Below are 24937 nucleotides of genomic sequence, written 5' to 3'. Positions count from 1 at the left end.
CTAGTAATGATTGGAAGTCCATAAATGATCTCCGTTGGGAACTGTATTGTACTGCTCTTTGGTCTGTCGTTGCCTATTGATATGTTAAATGGCTATTTTATAAATGCATATGGAATAGGCATTTTATCACAGGTTTACAAAATTTCAGTTTTGCTCATTTGTTTATTATATTTATTCTCAAAAGACATCGTATTATTATTTAAAACGATTAGCTTTCTTTTCATTATGTCCGTTGGTACGTTGTATTTTTATTCTACTCATGGCTCTTTTGGGACAGTTATTGAGAGTTTGCAAATAGCAATGCGCTGTGTAATGTTTATTGTTTTTATGCGAGTTCTGGCGATTTCAAAACCCAATGTGGAGTTAGTGGGAAAAGTATGTGTCTTTTCTTTACTGGTTTTTATTTTAAACTTCATTCTTGGGCATTTTGGAATGGGGTATTCTGCCTATGGAAATGTTGCTCTCGGTGATGATGATACTTTGGGTGTTAAGGGTTTCTTTTACTCAGGTAATGAATTGTCATTCGTTATTATGATCTTTTCATTATTTTCCGTCACATACTTTAAAAAGCAGTATTTCAGCCTTTTATTTATGCTCCTGTTAATACTCTGTGCTTTGTTACTTGCGACTAAAACAGCAGTAATGGCGACATTAGTCATCCTTTTTTCCTGGATTTGTGGGAGAACGTCAAAAGTGGCCATGATTTTTATTGCAGCTATTTTGGGTGTGGCAACTTACTATCTTATCAGTGTATTTGTTAGTGACATAATAAGCTCAGGTCAGTTTCAACGTCTTATCTGGATGTATCAAACTGGTGGCATCACAAGGGCTATACTCTCTGATCGGGACAACTTTGTTTATAATGCTTTTATTTCTTCCCATGATTCTGGTTTTACATTAGGTTTTTTATCTGGTTTTGGTCGAGATTATTTTAACGAGATAAAAATTAAAAGCTCTGTTGAGATGGATATTATTGATCTGTATTTATGGTTTGGTGTTGCTGGCATCTATTTCTTCTTTAAATACTTCTCAACTATCAGGAATAACCTGTATGGAAACTTTGATGGTGATAAAGCTATAAAATATAGTTGTGTGGCATTCTTTTGGATGACAATTATTGTCTCGTTTATTGCTGGGCACGTTGTTTACTCCGGAACAGCTTTAATACCGTTATGCATGGTTCTTTACTTACTTTCCGCAGTGTATAAGAGAAGTGTTGAATAACTTCTTATTAGCCCACTGATTATTCTTCCAAATTTAATTCCGATGAACTTATGAAAATTGCTATTGCTGGAACGGGGTATGTTGGTTTATCTAATGGAATATTGCTCGCCCAAAATCATGAAGTCGTTGCATTCGATATCATTCAGCGTAAAGTTAATCAGCTTAATGATAAAATAACGCCCATAGTTGATAAAGATATTGAATATTTTCTTAAAACAAAGGAATTGAATTTCCTGGCAACTATGGATAAAAATGAAGCTTATCACGATGCTGATTTTGTTATTATTGCAACACCAACAGATTATGACCCTAAAACAAATTACTTCAATACTTCCTCGGTCGAGGCGGTGATTAGAGATATTCTAGCTATTAATCCCTCGGCGGTAATGGTTATTAAATCTACAGTGCCTGTGGGTTATACACAGCGTATCCGAGAGCGGTTTGGCGTTGATAACATTCTCTTCTCACCGGAGTTTTTACGTGAAGGAAGAGCGCTGCACGATAACCTGCATCCGTCGCGTATTGTGGTTGGCGAACGTTCTGAGCGTGCAGCAGTCTTTGCTGGTTTGCTGCTGGAAGGGGCTGTTGATAAAAATGTTCCTGTCGTCTTTACCGATTCCACCGAAGCAGAGGCTATTAAGTTATTTGCCAATACTTATCTGGCGATGCGCGTGGCGTATTTCAATGAGCTTGATAGCTATGCAGAAAGCCACGCGCTAAAGGCTCGCGATATCATTGAAGGGGTTTGTCTGGATCCGCGTATTGGTAGCCATTACAACAATCCTTCATTTGGTTATGGCGGGTATTGTCTGCCAAAGGATACTAAACAGTTGCTGGCTAATTATACCAATGTTCCTAACAACCTGATTAATGCAATTGTGGAAGCAAACCGAACACGTAAGGATTTTGTGGCTGATGCCATTTTGCGTCGCTCACCAAAATGCGTTGGCGTTTATCGCCTGATAATGAAAGCCGGTTCGGATAACTTCCGCGCTTCTTCTATTCAAGGGATCATGAAGCGTATTAAAGCTAAAGGTATTGAAGTTGTGGTGTATGAACCTGTGCTTGAAGAAGAAGAATTCTTTAACTCCAGAGTAATTAGCGACTTGGATGCGTTTAAACAAATGTCGGATGTGATCATTTCTAACCGAATGATGGAGGAGCTTTCTGACGTCGCCGATAAAATATATACGCGAGATATTTTTGGGGACAATTAATATTTCCAGATAAGGACATTCTGTGGGATCTTTCTTTAATATTATTCGTGTCACAGTCAGTATCACCTTATTAAGTATCAGCATCACAGCAAATGCATCGGGATTACTTTTACCCGATGAAATGCTGCGCAACGATCTGGCCTTTTTGTCCGAAAGGGGAATTATCAACCTCGGACTTTCCACCTGGCCTCTTAGCCAGGATGAGGTTGAAAGGGCGCTGAAAAATGCCCGAACACAAAATGCATCTGAGCGCGTGGTTTTACAACGAGTTGATCATCGGTTGGCAGCCCTGAAATCCAACGCGCGAATCACCGCTCACTCATTTAGCAATGAGACTGGTACACCGCAGGGATTCGCCGATTCAGTTTATGCCGGACAAGATCTTTCGCTGGCGTTGAATCTCGGCGGCGAAGAATGGGACATGCATTTGCAGGGCAACGCAGAAGCAGACATGCAGATAAGCAATGGTTCCCGTTTCAACCTCAACAGTTCTTATGCCGGATTGAAGTTTTTTAATCAGTGGTTAGCTTTCGGACAGATCCCACAATGGTGGGGACCAGGCTATGAGGGCAGCCTTATTCGTTCTGATGCAGCGCGTCCCGTCACAGGGTTTTTAATGCAGCGCGCAGAACAAACTGCCCCCGAAACCTGGTGGCTGAACTGGATTGGGCCATGGCAATATCAACTGACTGCAGGCGAACTCAATCAATACACCGCGGTCCCTCATACGCTACTCACCGGTGGACGAGTGACTTTTTCCCCGCTGTCATCTCTTGAACTTGGTGCGTCGCGCATGATGCAGTGGGGAGGGGATGGTAGATCAAAGTCATTCAGTACATTTATGGATGGTATAACCGGGCAAGATAATACCGGTACCGGTAATGAACCGGGCAACCAGTTGGCCGGTTTTGATTTCAAATTGAAGCTTCAGCCCTCGCTTGGGTGGCCAGTCAACTTTTATGGTCAGGTTATTGGAGAAGACGAAGCAGGTTTCATGCCTAGCGGAAATCTCTTCCTCGGTGGCGTAGAAGGCCATCATATAGTCGGAAAAGATGCCATTAACTGGTATGCGGAAGCTCATGATACGCGCAGAAACTTCGGGCGCCTGGGTTCCAGCTACACCCATCATATTTACACCGATGGCTATTATCAGCAGGGATATCCGTTGGGTGATGCTATTGGTGGCGATGGGCGGCTACTTGCGGGCAAGGTGGAACTGGCTACTGAAGACAGCCAGCGCTGGAGTGCTCGTTTGGTTTACGCGAGGGTCAATCCTGAAAGTAAGGAAATTAACCAGGCTTTCCCTCGGTCAGACACTCTGACAGGGCTGCAACTCGGCTGGAGCGGAGATGTTTATCGCTCGGCGAGGCTGAAAATGGGCATCTGGTACACCGAAGCAAAACACAGTGATAACGATGCCGGTGTAGGCGTCGGGGCGGAAATCCCGTTCAACTGGTAATCAGCACGCTAAACTGTCGGTAAAATATAAAGGCGGGTAATGCAACGTTACTCGCCTCTAATCCGAATTAATATGCACCTTACAATAGCGCCGCTTCCATGCTGCGGGCGTCAATCCCATCGTTTTACGAAACACCTTCCTGAAATAGCCCACATCCTGAAACCCACTGCGCTGCGCCACTTCGCTTAACGAACATGAATCGCTAATCAGCATTTTCTCTGCACTTAGTACGCGCTGGCGGTGAATAGCCTCGGTGATGGTTAATTCAAATGTCTGCCGGTAAACACGGCCAAGATAATCCGCATTGCAATGTAATTGATTGGCGAGTGATGACGTCGAAACCGGCATATGAAATTGTGTACGGATTAGCTGCTGGGCTTTATACGCCAACGCCACGCCGATGTTGTCAGCCTGGGGATTGTCATTCGCTGCCACTGAAAGTTGCTGCATGATCAACAATAAAATGAGCTCCAGCGAGTCGCTGCGGTTAATGGTCTCCTGTTCGCTTAAAAACTGGCGAAATAAAGAAATAACATATTGTGGATTAATCACTTGCCCATGCTGTGGCATAGAAATTAATGAAACCGGGTAGTCTGATGGATTATCACCCTGTGAGTTGAGTTCAAAATGCAGCCAGTAAAATTTTAAATCCGCCGGGAAGTTGCCTACCCCGACATGTTTCCGATGTGGCCAGAGTAATAAACTTTCCCCCGCCTTAACGCTAAAAAGCGTGTCCTCTTCCTTGATCGTAAGTGTCCCTTTTTCAACGAAAATCAGCTCCCACGAGTCCAGTTCCCGCTGTGGATGGCTGCCCACGCCACGTGAAATAAACAAACCGCCGTTTTGCACGCGAAGTGGTAAAGATATTTTTAAATCAAACAATTACGTAATCCTCAAGTCCATTCTCCCGCGATAGTGTAGATAAAATAAACCGGGCGGTGGATTTGTCGCAGGCGTTTGGCGATCTCCTTCACAGTTTTATCCTCAGGTCGGAATTGTCATCTTTTTATACTTTTCTATCGCCTTGTTGGTATTTAGATTGGGTGCCAATTTATTGGGGTACTAAATCAATAATAAAAACTTCCGGTTCTTAATCTGAAACGAGGTGTAAATAAATCATGACCTCTACCCCTATAAATAATACTGATATTGCGGCTACAGATTTAAATGACAGGCTCTCGGTACGCGAGAAAATAGGTTACGGATTAGGTGATGCAGGCGGAACGGTTATTACCTGCCTTATCATGAACTTCCTGACTTTTTTCTACACCGATGTATTCGGTTTAACCCCTGCGATTGTCGGCACGTTGTTTATTGCATTACGTGTTTTCGACGCGATTTCTGACCCGCTGATGGGCATTCTGGCTGACCGTACACAAAGCCGTTTTGGTCGCTTCCGCCCATGGCAGTTGTGGGTTGCAGTGCCAATTGGCGTGATCGGCGTGCTGACGTTTACCGTGCCGGATCTTAGCGCCAATATGAAAATCCTCTGGGCATTCGGCACTTATCTCCTGCTTTCAGTGGGTTACACCGCCATTAACGTGCCTTATTGCGCACTAATCAACACCATGACCACGCGCCACGATGAAGTGATTTCCTGCCAGTCCTGGCGCTTTGTGTTGTGCGGTGTGGCGGGCTTCTTAGTGTCGGTTGGCCTGCCGTGGTTGGTGGAAATCATCGGCCAGGGAAATGCCGCGAAGGGCTACCAGATGGGCGTTGGCATTTTGTGTGCTGTGGCGGTGGTGATGTTCCTGTGCTGCTTCTTCTGGGTGCGCGAACGAGTGCCGCTGGCGCTGATGGGCAAATTTACCCTGCGCGAACACCTGGCGGGTTTGCGTAAAAACGACCAGCTATTACTGAGCCTGGTGATGTCGTTCCTGCTCATTAACGTGTTTAACCTGCGCGGCGGCGGCTACATGTATTTCATTACTTATGTGCTGCAAGGCAGCGCCGGGTTTGCCTCACTATTCTTCACGATGGTGACATTCGCATCCATTCTTGGCGCGGTGATTGTGAACCCGCTCGCCAAACGCTTTGATACCGTAAAACTCTACTATTACACCAACCTGGTTTTAGCGGCGTTGGCCGCGGGGATGTGGCTTTTGCCAACGGGCGCGGCGTTCCAGACCTTATGGCTGCTGGTGATTTTGGCTAACGGCATCATTCTTGGATTTACTCTGCCACTGCACTTTTCCATCATGGCGTTTGCCGATGACTACGGCGAGTGGAAAACCGGCGTGCGTTCATCGGGGATGAACTTCGCATTTAATCTTTTCTTCATCAAATTAGCCTGGGCTGCCAGCGCCGGGATCATCAGCCTGGTGTTTATTTTCGTGGCCTATCAACCCGGCCCGGAACACCAGACGGCGGCCTCACTTTCTGGCATTACCGCGCTGGAAACCCTGCTGCCAGCCGCATTCCACCTGTTACTGGCTCTGGCGATTCGCCGTTGCCGTTTGAATAATCCTATGATGGCGCAGATTTCCACTGACTTACGTCAGCGCCATGTCCAGACCGCCTGAGGAGTTGTTATGAATCAGCCTGATATTTTACAGGAAGTAGACCTGCACCAACTGAAAGTGACCGATGCGTTTTTAGGCCAGTACCAGCGTTTGGTGCGCGACGTGGTGATCCCGTATCAGTGGGATGCCCTGAACGACCGCATTCCCGAAGCGGACCCGAGCCACGCCATCGAAAACTTTGAAATCGCGGCGGGGCGCAAAGAAGGCGAGTTCTACGGCATGGTTTTCCAGGACAGCGACGTGGCGAAATGGCTCGAAGCGGTGGCGTGGTCGCTGTGCCAGAAGCCGGATGCGGAGCTTGAAAAAACTGCCGATGACGTTATCGAACTGGTGGAGGCGGCGCAGTGCGAAGACGGTTATCTGAATACCTGGTTCACCGTAAAAGCTCCGGATGAGCGCTGGACGAACCTCGCTGAATGCCACGAGCTTTACTGCGCTGGGCACATGATTGAAGCGGGTGTCGCGTTCTTTCAGGCGACCGGAAAACGCCGCCTGCTGGATGTGGTATGCCGTCTGGCTGACCATATCGACCGCGTGTTTGGCCCTGGCGTTAATCAGCTTCATGGCTATCCAGGCCATCCGGAAATCGAACTGGCGCTGATGCGTTTATATGAAGTGACGGACAATCCGCGCTATCTAAATCTGGTGAATTACTTCGTTGAAGAACGTGGAGCGCAGCCGCATTTTTACGATATCGAATATGAAAAACGTGGGCGTACCTCGCACTGGAACATTCACGGCCCAGCCTGGATGGTGAAAGACAAAGCCTACAGCCAGGCGCATGAACCGCTGGCGTTGCAACAAACAGCTATCGGCCACGCGGTGCGTTTTGTCTATTTAATGGCAGGCGTCGCGCACCTGGCGCGGCTGCATAAAGATGAAGAAAAACGCCAGACCTGCCTGCGCCTGTGGGACAACATGGTGCAGCGCCAGCTGTACATTACAGGCGGTATCGGTTCGCAAAGCAGCGGCGAAGCGTTCAGCTCTGATTACGATCTGCCGAATGACACGGTGTACGCCGAAAGCTGTGCTTCCATTGGGCTGATGATGTACGCCCGCCGCATGCTGCAAATGGAAGCCGACAGCCGCTTTGCCGACGTGATGGAACGCGCGCTATACAACACGGTTCTTGGTGGAATGGCGCTGGATGGCAAACATTTCTTCTATGTGAACCCGTTGGAAGTGCACCCGAAAACGCTGGCCTTCAACCATATTTACGACCATGTAAAACCGGTTCGCCAACGCTGGTTTGGTTGCGCCTGCTGCCCGCCGAACATCGCCCGCGTGCTGACTTCGCTCGGCCATTATATTTACACGCCGCAGCCGGAAGCGCTGTATGTGCATTTGTATGTCGGTAACGAAATGGCAGTGCCGGTGAGCGGCAAAGATCTGCGCCTGAAAATCAGCGGTAATTATCCGTGGGATGAGCAGATAGACATTGCCGTGACGTCGCCGCAAGCCGTGCAGCATACTATTGCGCTGCGTTTACCGGACTGGTGCGAAAACCCGCAGGTTCTGCTGAATGGCGAAAACTGTGAAGGGGAAATTCGCAAAGGTTATCTGCATCTTAACCGCGAATGGCAGGAGGGCGACCGCATCAGCCTGACGCTGCCGATGCCGGTTCGTCGCGTTTACGGCAATCCGTTGCTGCGCCATATTGCAGGCAAAGTCGCGGTGCAGCGTGGGCCGCTGGTTTATTGCCTGGAAGAGGCGGATAACGGTGCCGAACTGCATAACCTGTATTTGCCGAAAGAGAGCACCTTCAGCCTGATTGAAGGCAAAGGTTTGTTCGCCCACAAAGTGCTGATTCAGGCTGACGGCGAGCGTAAGTCATGTGAGCAGGCATCTTCACAGGCGTTGTATCACTATGATAATTCGCCAGTAAAAACCGCAGCGAAAAAGCTGACCTTTATTCCGTGGTTTAGTTGGGCGAACCGTGGGGAAGGGGAAATGCGGATCTGGGTTAACGGCGAGTAATCCGCGATCGACGGGATCTCTGCTGCCAGAGATCCCGTCGATCGGTCAGTGATCGATATAAAGGTAGTGCGTCCAGCTTGTCATGCGCAGCAGGATTTTGCGCAGAATCGACAAATGCTCCACGTGCTCGGTGTACACCGCCGCCTGGGCGGTCGTCCCTTTCGGCAGCGCGTCGATAGCGGAATTCGGGTCCAGGGTAATGTCTGCATAAATACCGTCTAGCCCTGGATTCTGACTCAACCCCTGCAAGAACCCCTGTGCCTGGAAGCTGCTATTAGCGACCACAGGCAGTATCTGCTTCACCGTGCCTGGGAAGACTTTGCCCGGCAGACCGTTAAACACCACCTCGGCTTTGTCGCCTGCGTGTAAACGTAACGCTGAATTTTGGCGGAATGCCGCATAAATATCGGTTTTTTGCTCAGGGACAAATACCATTGCCGGACGAAGCGGCAGCGGACGTAAGAACATGCCGGGTTTAAGTAAGACTTGGGTAACATAACCCGCTTCAGGTGCGCGAACGGTGGTTCTGTCGAGGTAGTATTGCGCCTCTTTCAGGCTCGATTCGAGCTTATAGACCGTGGCGTTTTCGCTGCCCACTAATGCATCCAGTTGCGCTTTGGTTTGCTCACGTTTCGCCTGTGCCGAACGCCATTGTGCTTGTGCCGCCAGTGCGTGTTCCTGCGCGCTGACGACTTCTTGATCGGTAAATGGGCTTTTCATGCGGTCGCGGCTGCCTTCGCGATAACGGTTGGCATCTTTTAACGCCAGGTCGCGGTTGGCTTTGTATTGTTCGATATCGGCGGTTTGCGAGGCGAGCCGGGCTTTGAGAACTTCGACATTTTGCTGCGCAGTTTCAATTTCGCCTTTAATCACATCGACTTTTGACTGGTAAGGCGTGGGGTCAATGCTGAAAAGAAAATCTCCTTTCTTCAACATCTTATTCGTGTCCTGAGTGACCCTGGTCACCGTTCCCTGAACCTCAGGAATAATCGGCACCGTTACGGTCAGCATCTGTGCTCGTTCAGTGTACGGATGGTTATAATTCATCGTCAGGACCAGACTGCTTAACAGAATAACCCCACCCAATATTGCCGTTGGCACTGACCATTTATTAAGAGGTATTTTAAAAAGTTTAAATATACAAATACAAATGGCAGCATAAATAAGGAGCAGTAATAATTCCACGATATTTCCTGGTCATTTAATTAGTCTGAATGGGGTGAATCTTTCTGGCTGTTGACGCTTTGCGCCGCGAGTTGTTGCTCAAGCAGCGCGAGACGGGCTTGCAGTTGTGCCATGTTATCGCTTTCTTTAGCACGAAAGCCCCAGCCTCGGTCTTCGCGGTACAACATTGCCCAAATCCAAATAAAAGGCCATAACACATGTAGCGTTAAGAGACTGACCCATCCGGCGGCGTGAATAGCGTCCTGATGAGGGTGATTGCGCTCAACGGCGATTTCGTAGGGAATATCGTGAATGACAATTATTCCGTAAAACACGGCCAGAGCGGCAAAGCACAATAAGCCCAGCGCGAAATAATCTAAAAACATAAGAATAATTTCCGGTGAAATGGGGACCGGAAAAGGTAGGGGTAAATAGTGGAATTGGCTACTGATAATTTAATTAAAATTAAATTTTGAGGGCGTATGTTATTATTTTAACTGAGGATAAATTGTTTCTGGATATTCATTTGTTACGTTTGTGATGATGCCAGGATAACGCATGCTGCTCAATGTGACTTTTATTTATTTATTTATAAATTTCTGGAAAAATGTATATAATCATATTGAAGTCATTCACTGAGGAAAAACTATGCCGTTATCTGCCCCCGTCAGACCGGATGAATCAATTGGGCGTTTACTTGAAGCACTGAAGCCTTTCAGTACAGAAATGAGCGTGGTACCACGTAAAAGATTGCACTGGGAATACAAGGGCGAAGCGCAGTTATATCTCTTTATGCAAGGTGAGTTGTCCGTGTTGCGCGTAACAGACGGGCTGGTGATTGCCGGTGCCTACGTTCCGCATCTGTTTGGCTTAGCGGAGGCGCTTCAACCTTCACGCTGCCATATTCTGCGCGTTGATGTTGATTCCACTATATTGCGAGTCAGCGCTAAAAAAGCCATGGAAATATTCGACCAACAAAACCTGTGGCGTGACGTTTCTATTACCTTAGCTTACTTTAATAGTTACCTCTTTTATCGTGACGATCTGGTTGTTCAACAGCGTACCTATTCCGTTATTTGCAACCATTTACAGGAAATCATTCAGTTACCGCTGGAAACAAGAATGCGTGTTTCCGTCCTTGAATATATTCAGGAAAGAACGCACTTATCACGCAGCAGCGTGCTTAATGTTTTGTTTGCGTTAAAGGAAGCCAATTATCTCTCTCTGAAAAGAGGCGGCTATTTAATTGAAATGAATGAATTGCCCGAGAAGATTTGACGCGTGCGAAAGAAATAAGCATGTGGCTTTAGCACTTTATGTTAATTACCAGTCTCCATTATATGATGGTGTCTGGTAATTAACGTCGTTGAAAATAAAACGTTTAAAAATAAACTTATTATAATTTCAAATGAGTGAACTATCTCTCTATTATCCGTGTCGACAAACTTATGGTTTTTAATTCTGAGTCGTTTGCTCAGAAACTGGATATGTTAGGGAATATATGAAAAAGACTCTTGTGGCTTTAATCGTGCTGAATGCTTGCGCAGTTTCTAACGTATTTGCTGCGGCAGACGCGAACACCTGGTACGGCGGCGCTAAAATGGGCTGGTCCCACTATTTTGATGCCAGCGGCAACAAAGATTTCAACGATAACGTGAGCAACGCGACTGACTTCGATTTCGATAAAGATAATGTCAGCGGTGGTGTGTTTGCAGGTTATCAGGTTCTGCCATGGTTAGCGGTGGAAGGGGGTTATGACTACCTCGGCAACATGGGTATTAACGGTAATAACGGCGTTTCTGGCGCGAAAATGAAAAGCCAGGGCCTGCAACTGTCTCTGAAAGCCAGCTACGGTTTGACTGATAGCTGGGATATCTATGGCCGTGCTGGTGCGATGGGTTATCGCGCAGAAACCAGCGGCGCAGGTCGTAGCGATTTTGAAACTGGCGTGCGCCCACTGGCCGCAGTCGGTACTGAATATGCCTTCACTAAAAACTGGGCGGGTCGCCTGGAATACCAATGGGTGAGTAACGTCGGTAACTCCAACCAGATTGGTATCAGTAGCGATGTAAGCTCTGTTTCAGCGGGTATTGTGTACCGTTTCGGCCAGCATGATGACGCCGTTTTGGCACCTGTTGTTGCACCAGTGGCAGCAGCGCCCGAAGTGAAAAAATTCAATCTGAAATCTGATGTGCTGTTCGGCTTTAATTCCGCAGAACTGACGCCAGAAGGCCACGCGGCAATTTCGCAGCTGTATAGCAGCCCGGAAATGCAGGCGGCGAAAAACAGCTCGACGACGGTAGTCGGTTACAGCGATCGCCTGGGTTCAGAAAACTACAATCAGCAGCTTTCTTCTCAGCGTGCGCAAGCCGTGGTTGATGCGTTGGTGGCACAAGGTATGCCTGCTCAAAACGTACGTGCTGAAGGCCGTGGTGAGAGTGATCCTGTTACCGGCAATAGCTGCGATAACAACATGTCAAAATCACAGCTTATCGACTGCCTGGCACCGGATCGCCGCGTAGTGGTTGAGATTGCTGGCGAAAAATAATTCAAATCTGGTGGATGACGCTTCGCTTATCCACCCTACAAAGACTTGAATTATTTTGGGTAAACAGAACCTTGATGTGCAGCATATAAAATAAAAAGTTTTACTATCGTCCGTTGCCCGGTCTCTTCGCCGGGCTTTTTTGCGTCTGGACTACTTCTGTTTTGCCAGCCATACGGCGCCTAACATGCCCGCTTTATTCCCCAGTTTGCAGGGGCGAATTGGCACTTTCAGCACGTCCCAGAATTTGAAACCTTCCAGATGCCGCTCAAGCATCGGGTACAGCATGGGCTGCGTACTGACGCCGCCGCCGAGCAAAATAGCCTGCGGGTCAAACAGCGACACCACGCTATAAATGCCACGTGCCAGGTATTTTACCCAGTTGTCGATAACGCCCTGAATATGAAGATCGGTTTCGGCGCGGGCGAAAATATCCTGGCCGCGGATTTTCTCATCGGCGGGAATATTCATCTCGCGGCGACAGGCGTCCATCAGCCCTTTGGCCGATGCCAGTTGGTGCATGTCTTCGCCATATTTGCCCACCGGCAGCACGCCAAATTCACCGGCCCGAAAGTGCGAGCCGCGCATTAGCTCGCGGTTCACAATAATGCCGCCGCCGATGCCCGTACCAATAGTGACGCAAACCAGGGAGTCGTATTCGTTGCCCGCACCCAGCCACATTTCACCGAGTGCAGCACAGTTGGCGTCATTTTCAACGGTGACTGGAAGGTCAGTCAGTGCGCCAAAAATTTCCAGAAGATTGCTACCATCCAGAAACTCCAGGGCGCCAGCCTTGGGGACATTACCTGTGTGCGGGTTTATGTATCCGGGGAAGCTGATAGCAATACCGGCAATTTCATTATGCTGCCGATACCCCGCCACCACGCTTTGCCATGCATCCAGAAACAGCTGCTTGTCGTAGTGAGTGTCATATTCTTCGGCGATAAGCACCTCTCCCTCTTCAGTGAACAAACCGTGCTTAACATGAGTACCTCCGACATCGAAGCCTATAAACAGCCGCATAAGCATTCCTAATTGTGTAACGGGAAAAATGAATCTTTAAGTATGTATCAAAACCAATAACCTGCTGATTGATTACTCCGAATCAGCAGATGTTTAATCCGTGATCGGTGTCGTAAAGCCTCCAAACACTGGCGAAGAAATCACCTGTGGCGTCTACGCTTGAGAGTGCAAACCGACAAGGAGAACCCCATGACAAATAATCCTCCCGATACCCGAATTATTCCCGGCGAATATGGTTTCCCGCTCAAACTTAAGCCTCGTTACGACAACTTTATTGGTGGCCAATGGGTACCGCCGGTCGACGGTAAATACTACGAAAACCTGACGCCCGTCACCGGCCAACCGCTCTGTGAAATCGCCAGTTCCAGCAAAGGTGATATCGACCTTGCCCTGGATGCGGCGCATGAAGCTAAAGCAGGCTGGGGCGGCATGTCCATTCAGGATCGCGCCAATATCCTGCTGAAAATTGCCGACCGTATGGAGCAGAATATTGAGCTGCTGGCGGCGGCAGAAACCTGGGATAACGGCAAACCGATTCGTGAAACCAGCGGCGCAGACGTGCCTTTGGCTATCGACCATTTCCGCTACTTTGCATCCTGTATTCGTGCGCAAGAAGGTGGCATCAGTGAAGTTGATGGCGATACGGTGGCGTATCACTTCCACGAACCGCTCGGTGTCGTCGCGCAAATTATTCCGTGGAACTTCCCGTTGCTGATGGCAAGCTGGAAAATGGCTCCGGCGCTGGCTGCGGGGAACTGTATAGTGCTGAAACCGGCACGATTAACGCCGCTGTCTGTTCTGCTATTGATGGAGTTGGTGGGCGATTTACTGCCGCCGGGAGTCATCAACGTGGTGAACGGCGCTGGGGGTGAAATCGGTGAATATCTGGCGACGTCTAAACGCATCGCCAAAGTCGCGTTTACCGGCTCGACCGAAGTTGGCCAGCAAATCATGCAGTACGCGACGCAAAACATTATTCCAGTCACGCTGGAACTGGGCGGCAAATCCCCAAACATCTTCTTTGCTGATGTGATGGACGAAGAGGACGCCTTCTTCGACAAAGCGCTGGAAGGTTTCGCGCTGTTTGCTTTCAACCAGGGCGAAGTTTGCACCTGCCCGAGCCGCGCACTGGTGCAGGAATCCATTTACGAACGCTTTATGGAACGCGCCATCCGCCGCGTGGAATCTATCCGCAGCGGCAACCCGCTGGATGTGAACACACAGATGGGCGCGCAGGTATCGCAAGGGCAGATGGAAACCATTCTGAACTACATTGATATCGGTAAAAAGGAGGGCGCTGATGTGCTCACCGGCGGACGTCGCAAAGCGCTGGAAGGGGATTTGAAAGCCGGTTATTACCTCGAGCCAACCATTCTGTTCGGTAAAAACAACATGCGCGTTTTCCAGGAAGAAATCTTCGGCCCGGTACTCGCCGTGACGACGTTTAAAACCATGGAGGAAGCCTTGGAACTGGCGAACGATACCGAATATGGCCTGGGTGCAGGCGTCTGGAGCCGTAACGGCAACCTGGCGTACAAAATGGGGCGCGGAATTCAGGCCGGGCGCGTGTGGACCAACTGCTATCACGCCTATCCGGCACATGCCGCGTTCGGGGGATACAAACAATCCGGTATCGGGCGTGAAACTCACAAAATGATGCTGGAGCATTATCAGCAGACTAAATGCTTGTTGGTGAGTTATTCCGAGAAGCCGTTAGGGTTGTTCTAGCGAGAAGCGAGATGTCCTTTCCCTGAACAGGGAAAGGACATCAATTGAAATGGATTTAATCGTACAAACTGGCTGTTGATTTCAAAATATCGGCGTGCTGATAAATCTCATCCAGGGTTGAAATTGGATGGCGTGTTTCATTTTTATCCCCATCAAAAATGCCGATGTATTTCTGAGTGCGATTGAAATGCAGACGACAGATAGGTTTGCGATTGTTGTCATCAAGTAAAATACCAAAATAGCTTTTCGTATCTCGCTGACTAATGCGACCCGCATCAACAACTGTTCGCACAATAGCTTTAACGATGTGATAACCCTCCAGTTCATCAATTGTGGTCTGGATTTCACTTTCATCAGAAACCTCAGGTTCGGAAGGTTCCAAACCCGTTACAGTATCCTGTGTTACTGCAGGGATTTGTACACCGCTCATGGCTGATTTCAGCCTTTCATTTATCTGGTCATTAAGAAACTGACTGGTGGCTTTCTTGGTTAACTCTGTGAATGAGTCCCGAACTTTTTGCGTGATGATTCCGTCATAAACTCGTGAGGCAAAGAATTTTACGAAATCTTCATCTGGAGTGGTAAATTGAGTATTAATTATCTTCTTAATTTGACTTACATACTTCAACTCACCTGCGGCATTAATTATGGATTCAACATCAAATGCGGATTTAGTGAGTTTACGTAATTCCGGCAAAACATATTCATCAATATCGAGTAAATCAAATTCAAGAAAGGGTTTTTCATCCATCTTATTAGGTGAATCAAGATCGGTGAAAAATTTATAAACCTGACCATTAGTCAAAATGGATATGCGCGCATTTGTAACGTGGAAATATCTGAATAACTGTGAGGCATGATTTAGATTAAGGTCATCGCCAATTTTTTTACATTCAATAAGAATTTGTACTTCGCCATTTTTAAAAATAGCGTAATCAATCTTTTCACCTTTTTTAGTTCCCACATCACAGATAAACTCTGGCACAACTTCTGTAGGATCAAAGACGTCGTAGCCCAATACGTTATGGATAAATGGCATGACAAACGCGGTTTTCGTTGCTTCTTCAGTTTGAATCGCACCAGCTTGCTGCTTTATTTTTGCTGATAATGTGTTTAATTTTTCCATAAAATCCATTGAGTAAACCTCCGTCATTGAGATTCATTAATACTCCTTTATGCGCAAAGAAAAAAACGTGAAGTGCGTCAGTAAGCTCAACGGAATTAGACATTTAGACGAATTTTAAATTATTTTCTCTGAAAGCCTCTCATTACAAGAGGCTGCCTGTCAGGGCAATTACATCGCGGCCAGGTAAATCGCCATAATCTCAGCGTGAATCGCTTCGATGCAGACCTGCGCACCCGCTACTCTCTACTTATCGTCTTGAAACAACGCCTTATCACGCAGTAAATGGTCGTTCCCACGGCGGCGGGTAAAGCCAATTCGGTCAAAGTACTCGAGGATTTGTACCGCGAGTTTGCGACCGACACCGAGACTGTCGCGGAAATCGGCAGCACTGGTGGCGCCTTGCGTTTGATCCAGTTCGCGGATCAAATTAGCAAAGGTTTGAATCCTGTCGTTCCGGTAATACCTGTCTTTTAAGATAGCTGTCACCAGCCCAAGCTGCGCGGCAAAGCGCAGTAACTGGCGCATGGTTTGTTCATCTTGCTGCGTTTCCCGCGCAAGATCGCGCACCCACCACGGGTCATCGCCAAACAGCACATCTACTTTTACCCATATCGCCAGTTGTTCGGCGGAGAAGCCCGGTTTGTGGTCTGGAAGATGCAGCCAGCCCTGGCGGCTTGCAAGCAACTCTTCCTGACGCATTTTCTCGATTAACGCCAGAACCAGCGGTTCGTCTTCGCCAGGCAGCGCCATACGGCGTAAGCGTTCGCGTCCAGGGCCGGGTTGGTCATCGTGCTGCTGATGATAACGCTCGAGCGTATCGAGCAATTTTTGCTTCCAGCGCGTTGCCATTTCATCACTCAGCAAGCTGTTGCCCGCGCGCAGATAATCCGGTCGGGTTAGCAGTTCCTGCAAGCCCTGAGCGGTGAGCTGGCGCGCCCAGGCAAAATTACTCAATGTCACAGCGCTACGCTGCAAATGGGTGTCGAGCGCCTGTTGGTCGTTTTCAGCGTGTTTTAGCTGCTGTAACCAGGCCAAAAATGCAGGCTGACGTTTACCACGGCGCGGCGCGTGCAGAAGAATCGCTCTCGCACCGGCCAATGTGACGCGAGCACTGATATCGCGCAGCACCAGGCGGTCGTTATCAGCAAGCCACAACGGCATATCCAGGACCAGCTCAGCGAGATCGTCTTCCAGCAGAGAAATACGTCCGGTGACGTGGCTCGCGGCGTGGTGAATATGCAACGGCTGCCATTGCTGTAACGGTGCGTGGCTTTGCAACTGAACAATCACGCGTTCAACTGGCTGGAGCGGTTGCTCTGCCAATAACCAGTCGCCACGTTTGATATCCAGCTTTTCGGCATCGCCACTGATATTGAGTGCGATACGCTGCCCGGCAAATGCGCTTTCTGTTTTGCTATTTTGGGCATGTAAACCGCGCACGCGCATGGGTTTATCGGCACCTGTCAGCCAAAGTGAATCGCCAATTTTTACTTCGCCGCTAAGTGCGGTTCCCGTCACCACTAAACCTGCGCCTTTTACGGTAAAAGCACGGTCAATGGCGAGCCGGAAACGGTACTGGCGAGGATGAGCTCGCTCTGGCAGTGAAAGTAAGTGCTCACGTAGTTCATCTATCCCTGTGCCGCAGGTGGCTGCGGTGACAAACAAAGCAGCATCTTGCCAGCCAAATTCTTTGACCGTTTCCAGCACTGATTCACGGACTTCATCGATACGCGCTTCGCTCACCCGGTCGGCTTTGGTTAAGGCGACGGTTAACGATGGCTTGCCGGTTAATTGCAAAATGGCGAGATGCTCGCGAGTTTGCGCCATCACACCGTCGTCGCAGGCGACGACTAACAGCGCGTGGTCAATGCCACCCACGCCTGCCAGCATGTTGGCGAGGAATTTTTCATGCCCCGGGACATCAATGAAACCGGGAATTTTGCCATCGGGTTGCGGCCAGTAGGCGTAACCGAGATCGATGGTCATACCGCGTTTTTTCTCTTCCGGCAGACGGTCAGCATTCACACCAGTTATAGCTTGTAGCAGGGTGGTTTTGCCGTGGTCAACGTGCCCGGCGGTCGCAATAATCATGGTTTCAGGTTCTCCATGAAGCCTGTTTCATCTTCAAGACAGCGTAGATCCAGCCATAAACGCCCGTCGCTGATACGGCCAATAATGGGTTTGGGTAATTCGCGTAGGCTTTGAGTGAGTGCGCCAAGCGTGGAGCCTCGGCCATCTTTCGGGCTGAATGTCAGCGCCGAGCTTGGTAATCGGTCTACCGGTAAAGATCCGCTGCCAATTTGCGATAAACACGGCTCAACACAGACTGTGAATTGCTCGCCGTATTGGCTCTGAAATTCAGGCAGCAGACGTTGTGCAAGCTCTGTGATTTCATTCGCATCACGCGTTAACAGGCGTAACGTCGGCAATCTTTCAACCAGCGTTTCCGGATGCTGATATAAACGTAAGGTCGCTTCAAGGGCTGCCAGCGTCATTTTATCGGCGCGTAATGCACGTTTTAGCGGGTGGCTTTGAATGCGGGCGATGAGATCTTTTTTGCCGACAATAATGCCCGCTTGCGGGCCGCCGAGCAGTTTATCACCAGAGAAGCTCACCAGACTTACGCCTGCGGCAATCAGTTGTTGCGGCATCGGTTCTTCTGGCAATCCCCATTGAGTGAGGTCAACCAGCGAACCGCTGCCCAAATCGGTCACTACCGGAATGTTCAGCTCGTTGCCAAGCTCCACCAGTTCGGCTTCGGTGACGGCTTTGGTAAAGCCCGCCACCTGATAATTGCTGGTGTGGACTTTCATCAATAGCGCCGTATTTTCACCCGCGGCCTGACGATAATCTTTAAGATGCGTGCGGTTGGTGGTGCCGACTTCCACTAATTTGCAGCCCGCCTGGCGCATCACATCCGGAATGCGGAATGCGCCGCCGATTTCAACCAGTTCACCGCGCGAGACAACCACGTTTTCACCACTTGCACAGGCTGCCAGCATCAGCAACACCGCTGCTGCATTGTTATTAACGATGCAGGCGTCTTCCGCACCGGTCAGCTCGCAAAGCAAGCCAGCCAGCGCTTTATCGCGATGCCCACGTTCTGCACCGTGTAAATCATATTCCAGAGTCACCGGGAAGCGCATCGCGTTGGTCACAGCTTCGATTGCCGCTTCTGCCTGCAATGCTCGGCCCAGATTGGTATGCAGCACGGTGCCTGTCAGGTTAAACACGGGCTGGAGAGCACTGCGCTGGTGAGATTCCAACTGTACTTGTGCCTGAGCCGCCCAATTTCCATTCCATGTCGGGAGCTGTTGTTGGGTTCGGATGTATTCGCGGGCGGTTTCCAGCATTTCACGTAAGGTGCTGACCACTTGCGTGTGGCCGAAATTGCGTAGCAAATCGCTGAAAGAAGCGTCACGTAACAGTTTATCGATAGCTGGAAGCTGGCTGTACAAGTTGCGATCGGGTGTCATGGCAAGCCGCTGAGTGGTGAAATATAGCCTTAGTTTACAGGGGGAGTTGGCTCTCTGTCATGGGAGTTTAGGTTCGGAATGCGGGTGTGCGCTGCAAGTAAGGATATAAATTTAATATGAGTTAATTCTTTTGGAACGAAATGAATTAAACATTGATCTTTCTCTGAATTAAGAAAGAGCGTTACAATTTGTTTTCTGATATTTATATATTGGAATTTAACATGGATGAAGAGCAATTAATAAAGCTGATGAATGATAATGGCTTTACTGAAAAGGAAGTAAGGAAATTACTCCTTACTGCTGAAAAGTATCCGGCGACGCTTGAATGGATTATGGGTGAGTTTGCTCGACACTTCAAAAACATAATTCTTTCTTTGCTAATTATTACAATTTTTTGTTACTTTATAATTATGTCTATAAATAGTATTGTTTTGGGAAGCGTCATTTTCTATGTTTACTTAACCGGATTGTTTTTAATTTATAAATCTAGCGCAATGACTTATGTTATAAAATGCCGAAAAATTATGTGCGTCATTAAGCAAAAATATGCAGAAGCCGAGCGGTGTGAGAGTTCTTCATCATAAATGTTTTTGATTCAGGAGAGAATATGATAAATACCAACGTAATCGAACTTATGAAGAAAAATGGATTTTCTGACAAACAGATTGCCAGAATAGAAGAAGCTTCCATTACAGATCATTTATCTCTTGAGATAACCATTATTCAGCTTTCAAAGAGATTTGTAATATTATCTGTGATATTTTTTTTACTTTTAATACTTTCTATTGTAGCCCCAATTTTAAATGAAGATAAGAACCCACTCCAAATAACGTGCATAATGATAGTTCCTTTGTTCTTTTTGATGAAACTCCTTGGCTTAGATCTATGTTTTAAAGCAAGGAGAGTTGTCAGAGATATGGAGGAATGATGTTGTGTAATTATTTTTCATTTCTTGGGTTGGATGGCGTGTTATTTTGAATGCTTTGTATCGTTAATCCATCTGCACTTAATTCAAGAGTCAGGGCAGGAATGCTCATGGCTCTGAATCCCATAACTAAATCAGCATTTAAATACTTAAACAATCGCCATGCATCTGGCTTTGTGACAAAAGAAAATAGGCCTTTAGCTGAAGTGACTAAATCTACGCCTCCATATACAAGATCTCCATATTGTCTGGGGTAACCTAACATTTCAGCCCCTCCTTCATACATTTTGGATAACAGGCCTTTGTAATCTGGGTCTGAGTTGATAAAAGCTCCAGCGTTTTCCTGCATAGCGTTAAATCCATGGAACGTGATAATTAGGCCACAAAAGATGACCGGAATTCCTATAACTGCTCCCAATCCTGTACTACTAAGCGCTACGCCAGTTCCAATCATGTCAATGCCAACTCCAACTTCAGCTATACCGCCGGCGAATCCAACTTCTTTAACAAAATAAAACATAATGCCTTGGGTTTTTTGAATATCTACAACAGCATACTGCTTTGCTTTTTTCTGCCTGATTAAACCTTCTTGTTTGATTAAGTAGTCCCGTTCTTGTTTTAATTCATTTATTGCCATCGCTTTTTGTTGAGAGCTGTAATCACCATCAATTATCTCTAGTGTATTTGTGATGAAAAGAGATAGATTATTTTTAAAGTCTATTCTCACTCTGGGGTTTTGTATGAATTGAGCGGCGGTAAGGCCACTTTCAGTAACCGCGCGAGCTTCCAGTCCCCCCATGGTTCTGTAGTAATCATCCATGCGATCTTTATCATGACCAAAGATATAATCCATTTCAGAACACCCTATCTTCCCATAAGCTATAGCTTGATGTTCCCGCCGATAAATGCTCCCAAGTAATACTTTCATATTTCAATGAGACACTCTCGATGGGTTGAGCATCATTATGGGTTAGTGAGTTTGGTGAAACTAAACTCAGGTCTGCAATTGTCGCTTTAATCAGCTTTATTCTATAAAAGAGAGATTGTGTGCCAGACTTATCCGTTCTATAGGCTTCAAATACTGCATCCATCTTTTCATTGTTAGAGATAGCGAAGGCTAACAGCGGCGAGGATTTATCGATTGGCTTTTTAAAAGTTAATGGTTGGTGGTTAACATTTTGATCCCGGGATATCGCATAGGCCAGTTCGTAAATAAGAATTTGGTCACGATGGGTAGCCTGATAAGCGTTGCCAATTGAATCATATGAAGAACAGTCGCTTGAAATTAACCCCTGATTCTCACCAGTTAATGATAGATAGATATTATTCGACATTGTTATTATTCCTTTCCTAAGAGTTATTACAGACAGTGAATAACTTTATTTTTACGCCTTAGGGTCAGGAACAATAAATGAAAAGTTTTTAAATATAGGAAATCGGACTTTTATTAATATAAATAGCCTCTTCCGAAAAATAACTCTCAGAGGCTATTTAATAACGGAACATCATGCCGTTGGCGGTTCTGTCCGTGCAAAACTTTCACGTTCAAAGAGTTTTTCGACCAGCTTTACCAAATGCGGGCGGTCGACACACCAGCCAGGGGAAACCCGGCGGAAGTTGAGATAGCCCACCGCGCAAGCCACCGCGATGGTCGCCACGCAAAGTTCATCGGCATTGAGTTTTTTATCCGCAGCGTATTGTTCGAGCAGTGTCAGGCCTCGGCTGATTTTTTCGCGCTGGCGCAGGAGTTCTGTTTCAGATTGTTGCTCGATCGGGCGCTGGCGTTCGCGCACTGAAACCAGGGCGGCGTCCATTACACCGTCTGCCAGCGCTTCAATCTGGCGCATTTGCAGGGCGGCTTTTGGGTCACGGGGGATAAGGGCAGGGGCGATGTCCAAAAGCTCGAGGTATTGCGCAATAATTGGGGAATCGAACCAATACTCGCCATCGTCTGTCACCAGCGCCGGAACTTTGCCCAGCGGGTTGTATTGCGGAGTGACGCTATCAGACGTCCACGGGTTGTCGTTCACAAATTCAAACGTGATGCCCTTTTCCAGCAGGATGACGGATATTTTGCGCACGTACGGGCTGGTGTAATTACCGATAAGTTTCATTACATCGTCCATTTTCAATCGACAAAGCATAAGTATGGTTCAGGAATTATGAAGACGCCTGGGGTCGCGCGATGTTGTTTGCCGCTGCGCTGTAATTTTCTGACAAAACGAAAGGCTTTTGGCAGGTGGAGCTGCCCTGGATCACACTCGCGAAAATCCACGTAAAATATTTTGTGAATCACATCACATTTAAATAACAAAGTCTCAGCAAGTAAATGTGACTCTTATCACATAAAGGTGTCAATGATGCGCAAAAATTAGCTACTGTGTTTTTTTTACACACTAATTATGTGATCTGGATCGCCAGATCATGACTCGTCACACCCTGTAATGAGTGATCTCCATCACACTAATTTCCATGCGCTGGACACCTTAACGATTCAGTGCCAGATTTGCCTCACTTAGAGCATCTGGCAGCACTGCTTGCCACCACATTAACAATAAACCTCGGGCTGCTTTCCCAGCACGTAAACACAACAAGGGGTGTGCGTATGTCATCCGATATCAAGATCAGAGTGCAAAGCTTTGGTCGTTTCCTGAGCAACATGGTAATGCCAAACATCGGCGCATTCATCGCCTGGGGTATTATCACCGCTTTATTTATTCCAACCGGATGGTTGCCAAGCGAGACGCTGGCGAAACTGGTCGGCCCGATGATTACTTACCTGCTGCCGTTGCTCATCGGTTATACCGGTGGTCGCTTAATCGGTGGCGACCGTGGTGGTGTGGTCGGCGCAATCACAACCATGGGTGTTATCGTCGGTGCGGATATGCCGATGTTCCTCGGCGCGATGATTGCGGGTCCTCTGGGCGGCTGGGCGATTAAACATTTCGACGCATGGGTAGACGGCAAGATTAAATCCGGCTTTGAAATGCTGGTGAACAACTTCTCCGCTGGCATCATCGGTATGATTCTGGCGATTCTGGCGTTCATGGGTATCGGCCCTGCGGTTGAAGTCCTGTCCAAGGTTCTGGCGGCAGGCGTTAACTTCATGGTTGTCCATGACATGCTGCCACTGGCTTCTATCTTCGTAGAACCAGCGAAAATCCTGTTCCTGAACAACGCAATCAACCACGGTATCTTCTCGCCGCTGGGTATTCAGCAGTCCCACGAACTGGGCAAATCAATCTTCTTCCTGATTGAAGCTAACCCAGGTCCAGGTATGGGCGTGCTGATGGCGTACATGTTCTTCGGTCGTGGTAATGCTAAGCAGTCTGCGGGCGGCGCGGCAATCATCCACTTCCTGGGCGGTATCCACGAAATTTACTTCCCATATGTGCTGATGAACCCACGTCTGATCCTGGCCGTTATCCTCGGCGGTATGACTGGCGTGTTCACTCTGACTCTGCTGAACGGCGGCCTGGTTTCCCCGGCATCCCCGGGTTCCATCCTGGCAGTTCTGGCGATGACACCAAAAGGTGCGTACTTCGCGAACATTGCAGCAATTGTTGCAGCAACCGCAGTCTCCTTCGTGGTATCAGCAATCTTGCTGAAAACCAGCAAAGTGAAAGAAGAAGATGATATCGAAGCAGCAGCTCGCCGTATGGCTGAGATGAAAGCAGAATCCAAAGGGGCTACAGCGCCACTGGCGGTAGGTGCAGGTTTGTCTAACGACCTGAGCCACGTGCGCAAAATCATCGTGGCATGTGATGCAGGCATGGGTTCAAGTGCGATGGGTGCGGGTGTGCTGCGCAAGAAAGTGAACGATGCGGGCCTGAAAAATATCTCTGTAACCAACTGTGCAATCAACAGCTTGCCAGACGATGTTGACCTGGTTATTACGCACCGTGACCTGACAGAGCGCGCTATGCGCCAGGTGCCACAGGCACAGCATATTTCCCTGACCAACTTCCTCGACAGCAGCCTGTACGCCAACCTGACCGAGCGTCTGGTGGCCTCTCATAACCTGAGCGAGAAAGAAGTTAAGGTCATGAGCAGCCTGGAAGACAGCTTCGTTGCTGACGAAGAGATGCTGTTCCGTCTGGGCGCTGGCAACGTGTTCCTCGGCCTGACGGCTGCCACCAAAGAAGAAGCCATTCGCTTTGCCGGTGAGCAACTGGTGAACGGCGGTTACGTTCAGCCTGAATATGTGGATGCGATGTTTGAGCGTGAAAAACTGACCCCAACTTATCTGGGCGAAGGTATTGCGGTTCCACACGGTACGGTTGAAGCGAAAGACCGCGTACTGAAAACCGGCGTCGTATTCTGCCAGTATCCACACGGTGTTCACTTCGGTGAAGAAAGTGAAGATATTGCCCGCCTGGTTATCGGTATTGCCGCTCGCAATAACGAACACATCCAGGTTATCACCAGCCTGACCAACGCGCTGGATGATGAGTCGGTGATTGATCGCCTGGCGAATACTACCAGCGTTCAGGAAGTTCTCGATTTGCTGGCCGGTAAGAAGTAGCAGTGGTGGTGCGGGTGGCTACGGTC

General features: G+C 48.1%; 21 protein-coding genes. 11 read left to right on the top strand and 10 right to left on the bottom strand.

Annotated elements, in window-relative coordinates; genetic code table 11:
• Positions 1 to 24: 24 nt before the first annotated feature.
• The 3 genes from GBAG_RS19510 to GBAG_RS19500 are packed head-to-tail and all read left to right on the top strand — an operon-like array spanning position 25 to position 3900.
• A complete protein-coding gene (locus GBAG_RS19510; RefSeq protein ID WP_034499431.1) occupies positions 25 to 1224 on the top strand; it encodes a hypothetical protein in 1200 nt (399 codons plus the stop codon).
• A gap of 50 nt (positions 1225 to 1274) precedes the next feature.
• On the top strand, positions 1275 to 2441 hold the full coding sequence (locus GBAG_RS19505) for a nucleotide sugar dehydrogenase (protein ID WP_034499429.1): 1167 nt from the start codon (positions 1275 to 1277) through the stop codon (positions 2439 to 2441).
• Positions 2442 to 2463: 22 nt separating this feature from the next.
• Entirely contained in the window at positions 2464 to 3900 is a 1437-nt protein-coding gene (locus tag GBAG_RS19500) for a capsule assembly Wzi family protein (protein ID WP_246864891.1), read from the top strand.
• Between the two features lie 57 nt (positions 3901 to 3957).
• Here the strand turns inward: GBAG_RS19500 and GBAG_RS19495 are convergent, their stop codons facing one another.
• Positions 3958 to 4782 carry an AraC family transcriptional regulator gene (locus tag GBAG_RS19495; RefSeq protein WP_034499427.1) on the bottom strand — a complete coding sequence of 275 codons (825 nt, stop codon included), beginning with the start codon at positions 4780 to 4782 and terminating at the stop codon, positions 3958 to 3960.
• Between the two features lie 236 nt (positions 4783 to 5018).
• Between GBAG_RS19495 and GBAG_RS19490 the strand changes: the two genes are divergently transcribed.
• Together GBAG_RS19490 and GBAG_RS19485 are read left to right on the top strand one after the other, a co-directional pair.
• Positions 5019 to 6422 carry an MFS transporter gene (locus GBAG_RS19490; RefSeq protein ID WP_034499425.1) on the top strand — a complete coding sequence of 468 codons (1404 nt, stop codon included), beginning with the start codon at positions 5019 to 5021 and terminating at the stop codon, positions 6420 to 6422.
• 9 nt (positions 6423 to 6431) lie between these two features.
• Positions 6432 to 8399: a glycoside hydrolase family 127 protein gene (locus tag GBAG_RS19485; RefSeq protein ID WP_034499423.1), complete on the top strand. Its 1968-nt coding sequence runs from the start codon at positions 6432 to 6434 to the stop codon at positions 8397 to 8399.
• A gap of 45 nt (positions 8400 to 8444) precedes the next feature.
• Here GBAG_RS19485 and GBAG_RS19480 read toward each other — a convergent pair whose 3' ends face one another.
• Together GBAG_RS19480 and GBAG_RS19475 are read right to left on the bottom strand one after the other, a co-directional pair.
• Positions 8445 to 9584, bottom strand: a complete 1140-nt coding sequence (locus GBAG_RS19480) for an HlyD family secretion protein (RefSeq protein WP_034499422.1) — start codon at positions 9582 to 9584, stop codon at positions 8445 to 8447.
• Positions 9585 to 9604: 20 nt separating this feature from the next.
• Positions 9605 to 9949, bottom strand: a complete 345-nt coding sequence (locus GBAG_RS19475) for a DUF3302 domain-containing protein (protein WP_034499420.1) — start codon at positions 9947 to 9949, stop codon at positions 9605 to 9607.
• Between the two features lie 262 nt (positions 9950 to 10211).
• Between GBAG_RS19475 and GBAG_RS19470 the strand changes: the two genes are divergently transcribed.
• Together GBAG_RS19470 and ompA are read left to right on the top strand one after the other, a co-directional pair.
• The gene (locus tag GBAG_RS19470) at positions 10212 to 10841 is read left to right on the top strand and encodes a helix-turn-helix domain-containing protein (RefSeq protein ID WP_034499418.1); all 630 of its coding nucleotides are present in this window, start codon (positions 10212 to 10214) and stop codon (positions 10839 to 10841) included.
• A 223-nt stretch (positions 10842 to 11064) separates the two neighbouring features.
• Positions 11065 to 12111: a porin OmpA gene (gene ompA, locus GBAG_RS19465; RefSeq protein WP_034499416.1), complete on the top strand. Its 1047-nt coding sequence runs from the start codon at positions 11065 to 11067 to the stop codon at positions 12109 to 12111.
• Between the two features lie 150 nt (positions 12112 to 12261).
• Here ompA and GBAG_RS19460 read toward each other — a convergent pair whose 3' ends face one another.
• Positions 12262 to 13131 (bottom strand): ROK family protein, encoded by an 870-nt coding sequence (locus tag GBAG_RS19460; protein WP_034499414.1) that lies wholly within the window; start codon positions 13129 to 13131, stop codon positions 12262 to 12264.
• Between the two features lie 189 nt (positions 13132 to 13320).
• Here GBAG_RS19460 and exaC point away from each other — a divergent pair, with 189 nt between their 5' ends.
• Complete coding sequence (gene exaC, locus GBAG_RS19455; protein ID WP_034499412.1) at positions 13321 to 14859, top strand: acetaldehyde dehydrogenase ExaC; 1539 nt, start codon at positions 13321 to 13323, stop codon at positions 14857 to 14859.
• Between the two features lie 55 nt (positions 14860 to 14914).
• On the opposite strand, the gene GBAG_RS19450 is transcribed toward exaC, so the two are convergent.
• From GBAG_RS19450 to selA, 3 genes are all read right to left on the bottom strand, one after another.
• Positions 14915 to 15994 carry a type I restriction endonuclease gene (locus GBAG_RS19450; protein ID WP_034499410.1) on the bottom strand — a complete coding sequence of 360 codons (1080 nt, stop codon included), beginning with the start codon at positions 15992 to 15994 and terminating at the stop codon, positions 14915 to 14917.
• A 234-nt stretch (positions 15995 to 16228) separates the two neighbouring features.
• Positions 16229 to 18076 (bottom strand): selenocysteine-specific translation elongation factor, encoded by a 1848-nt coding sequence (gene selB / locus GBAG_RS19445; RefSeq protein WP_034499408.1) that lies wholly within the window; start codon positions 18074 to 18076, stop codon positions 16229 to 16231.
• On the bottom strand, positions 18073 to 19461 hold the full coding sequence (selA, locus tag GBAG_RS19440) for an L-seryl-tRNA(Sec) selenium transferase (RefSeq protein WP_034499406.1): 1389 nt from the start codon (positions 19459 to 19461) through the stop codon (positions 18073 to 18075). The genes selB and selA overlap by 4 nt, the downstream gene beginning before the upstream one ends.
• Before the next feature lie 221 nt (positions 19462 to 19682).
• Here selA and GBAG_RS19435 point away from each other — a divergent pair, with 221 nt between their 5' ends.
• Positions 19683 to 20045, top strand: a complete 363-nt coding sequence (locus GBAG_RS19435) for a hypothetical protein (protein ID WP_034499404.1) — start codon at positions 19683 to 19685, stop codon at positions 20043 to 20045.
• 23 nt (positions 20046 to 20068) lie between these two features.
• The gene (locus GBAG_RS19430; RefSeq protein WP_034499402.1) at positions 20069 to 20389 is read left to right on the top strand and encodes a hypothetical protein; all 321 of its coding nucleotides are present in this window, start codon (positions 20069 to 20071) and stop codon (positions 20387 to 20389) included.
• A 10-nt stretch (positions 20390 to 20399) separates the two neighbouring features.
• On the opposite strand, the gene GBAG_RS19425 is transcribed toward GBAG_RS19430, so the two are convergent.
• The 3 genes from GBAG_RS19425 to GBAG_RS19415 all read right to left on the bottom strand — a co-directional run bounded on the left by GBAG_RS19425 (position 20400) and on the right by GBAG_RS19415 (position 22500).
• Positions 20400 to 21239 (bottom strand): DUF4225 domain-containing protein, encoded by an 840-nt coding sequence (locus GBAG_RS19425; RefSeq protein ID WP_034499401.1) that lies wholly within the window; start codon positions 21237 to 21239, stop codon positions 20400 to 20402.
• Between the two features lies 1 nt (position 21240).
• Positions 21241 to 21720 carry an Hcp family type VI secretion system effector gene (locus GBAG_RS19420; protein ID WP_034499399.1) on the bottom strand — a complete coding sequence of 160 codons (480 nt, stop codon included), beginning with the start codon at positions 21718 to 21720 and terminating at the stop codon, positions 21241 to 21243.
• A gap of 171 nt (positions 21721 to 21891) precedes the next feature.
• Positions 21892 to 22500: a glutathione S-transferase gene (locus tag GBAG_RS19415; RefSeq protein WP_034499397.1), complete on the bottom strand. Its 609-nt coding sequence runs from the start codon at positions 22498 to 22500 to the stop codon at positions 21892 to 21894.
• 491 nt (positions 22501 to 22991) lie between these two features.
• Here GBAG_RS19415 and GBAG_RS19410 point away from each other — a divergent pair, with 491 nt between their 5' ends.
• Complete coding sequence (locus GBAG_RS19410; RefSeq protein WP_034499395.1) at positions 22992 to 24911, top strand: PTS mannitol transporter subunit IICBA; 1920 nt, start codon at positions 22992 to 22994, stop codon at positions 24909 to 24911.
• Positions 24912 to 24937 lie beyond the last annotated feature (26 nt).

Source organism: Buttiauxella agrestis ATCC 33320 (assembly GCF_000735355.1).
In the GTDB taxonomy this organism is placed as follows: Bacteria; Pseudomonadota; Gammaproteobacteria; order Enterobacterales; family Enterobacteriaceae; genus Buttiauxella; species Buttiauxella agrestis.
This window is presented reverse-complemented; position numbering and strand designations above follow the sequence as displayed.

Bases quoted from the DNA above. Each gene is read 5' to 3' on its own strand.
- GBAG_RS19510 (WP_034499431.1), top strand. From the start codon at position 25: ATGATCTCCGTTGGGAACTGTATTGTACTGCTCTTTGGTCTGTCGTTG.
- GBAG_RS19505 (WP_034499429.1), top strand. From the start codon at position 1,275: ATGAAAATTGCTATTGCTGGAACGGGGTATGTTGGTTTATCTAATGGA.
- GBAG_RS19490 (WP_034499425.1), top strand. From the start codon at position 5,019: ATGACCTCTACCCCTATAAATAATACTGATATTGCGGCTACAGATTTA.
- GBAG_RS19485 (WP_034499423.1), top strand. From the start codon at position 6,432: ATGAATCAGCCTGATATTTTACAGGAAGTAGACCTGCACCAACTGAAA.
- GBAG_RS19475 (WP_034499420.1), bottom strand. From the start codon at position 9,949: ATGTTTTTAGATTATTTCGCGCTGGGCTTATTGTGCTTTGCCGCTCTG.
- GBAG_RS19470 (WP_034499418.1), top strand. From the start codon at position 10,212: ATGCCGTTATCTGCCCCCGTCAGACCGGATGAATCAATTGGGCGTTTA.
- ompA (WP_034499416.1), top strand. From the start codon at position 11,065: ATGAAAAAGACTCTTGTGGCTTTAATCGTGCTGAATGCTTGCGCAGTT.
- GBAG_RS19460 (WP_034499414.1), bottom strand. From the start codon at position 13,131: ATGCGGCTGTTTATAGGCTTCGATGTCGGAGGTACTCATGTTAAGCAC.
- exaC (WP_034499412.1), top strand. From the start codon at position 13,321: ATGACAAATAATCCTCCCGATACCCGAATTATTCCCGGCGAATATGGT.
- GBAG_RS19450 (WP_034499410.1), bottom strand. From the start codon at position 15,994: ATGGATTTTATGGAAAAATTAAACACATTATCAGCAAAAATAAAGCAG.
- selB (WP_034499408.1), bottom strand. From the start codon at position 18,076: ATGATTATTGCGACCGCCGGGCACGTTGACCACGGCAAAACCACCCTG.
- selA (WP_034499406.1), bottom strand. From the start codon at position 19,461: ATGACACCCGATCGCAACTTGTACAGCCAGCTTCCAGCTATCGATAAA.
- GBAG_RS19435 (WP_034499404.1), top strand. From the start codon at position 19,683: ATGGATGAAGAGCAATTAATAAAGCTGATGAATGATAATGGCTTTACT.
- GBAG_RS19430 (WP_034499402.1), top strand. From the start codon at position 20,069: ATGATAAATACCAACGTAATCGAACTTATGAAGAAAAATGGATTTTCT.
- GBAG_RS19425 (WP_034499401.1), bottom strand. From the start codon at position 21,239: ATGGATTATATCTTTGGTCATGATAAAGATCGCATGGATGATTACTAC.
- GBAG_RS19420 (WP_034499399.1), bottom strand. From the start codon at position 21,720: ATGTCGAATAATATCTATCTATCATTAACTGGTGAGAATCAGGGGTTA.
- GBAG_RS19415 (WP_034499397.1), bottom strand. From the start codon at position 22,500: ATGAAACTTATCGGTAATTACACCAGCCCGTACGTGCGCAAAATATCC.
- GBAG_RS19410 (WP_034499395.1), top strand. From the start codon at position 22,992: ATGTCATCCGATATCAAGATCAGAGTGCAAAGCTTTGGTCGTTTCCTG.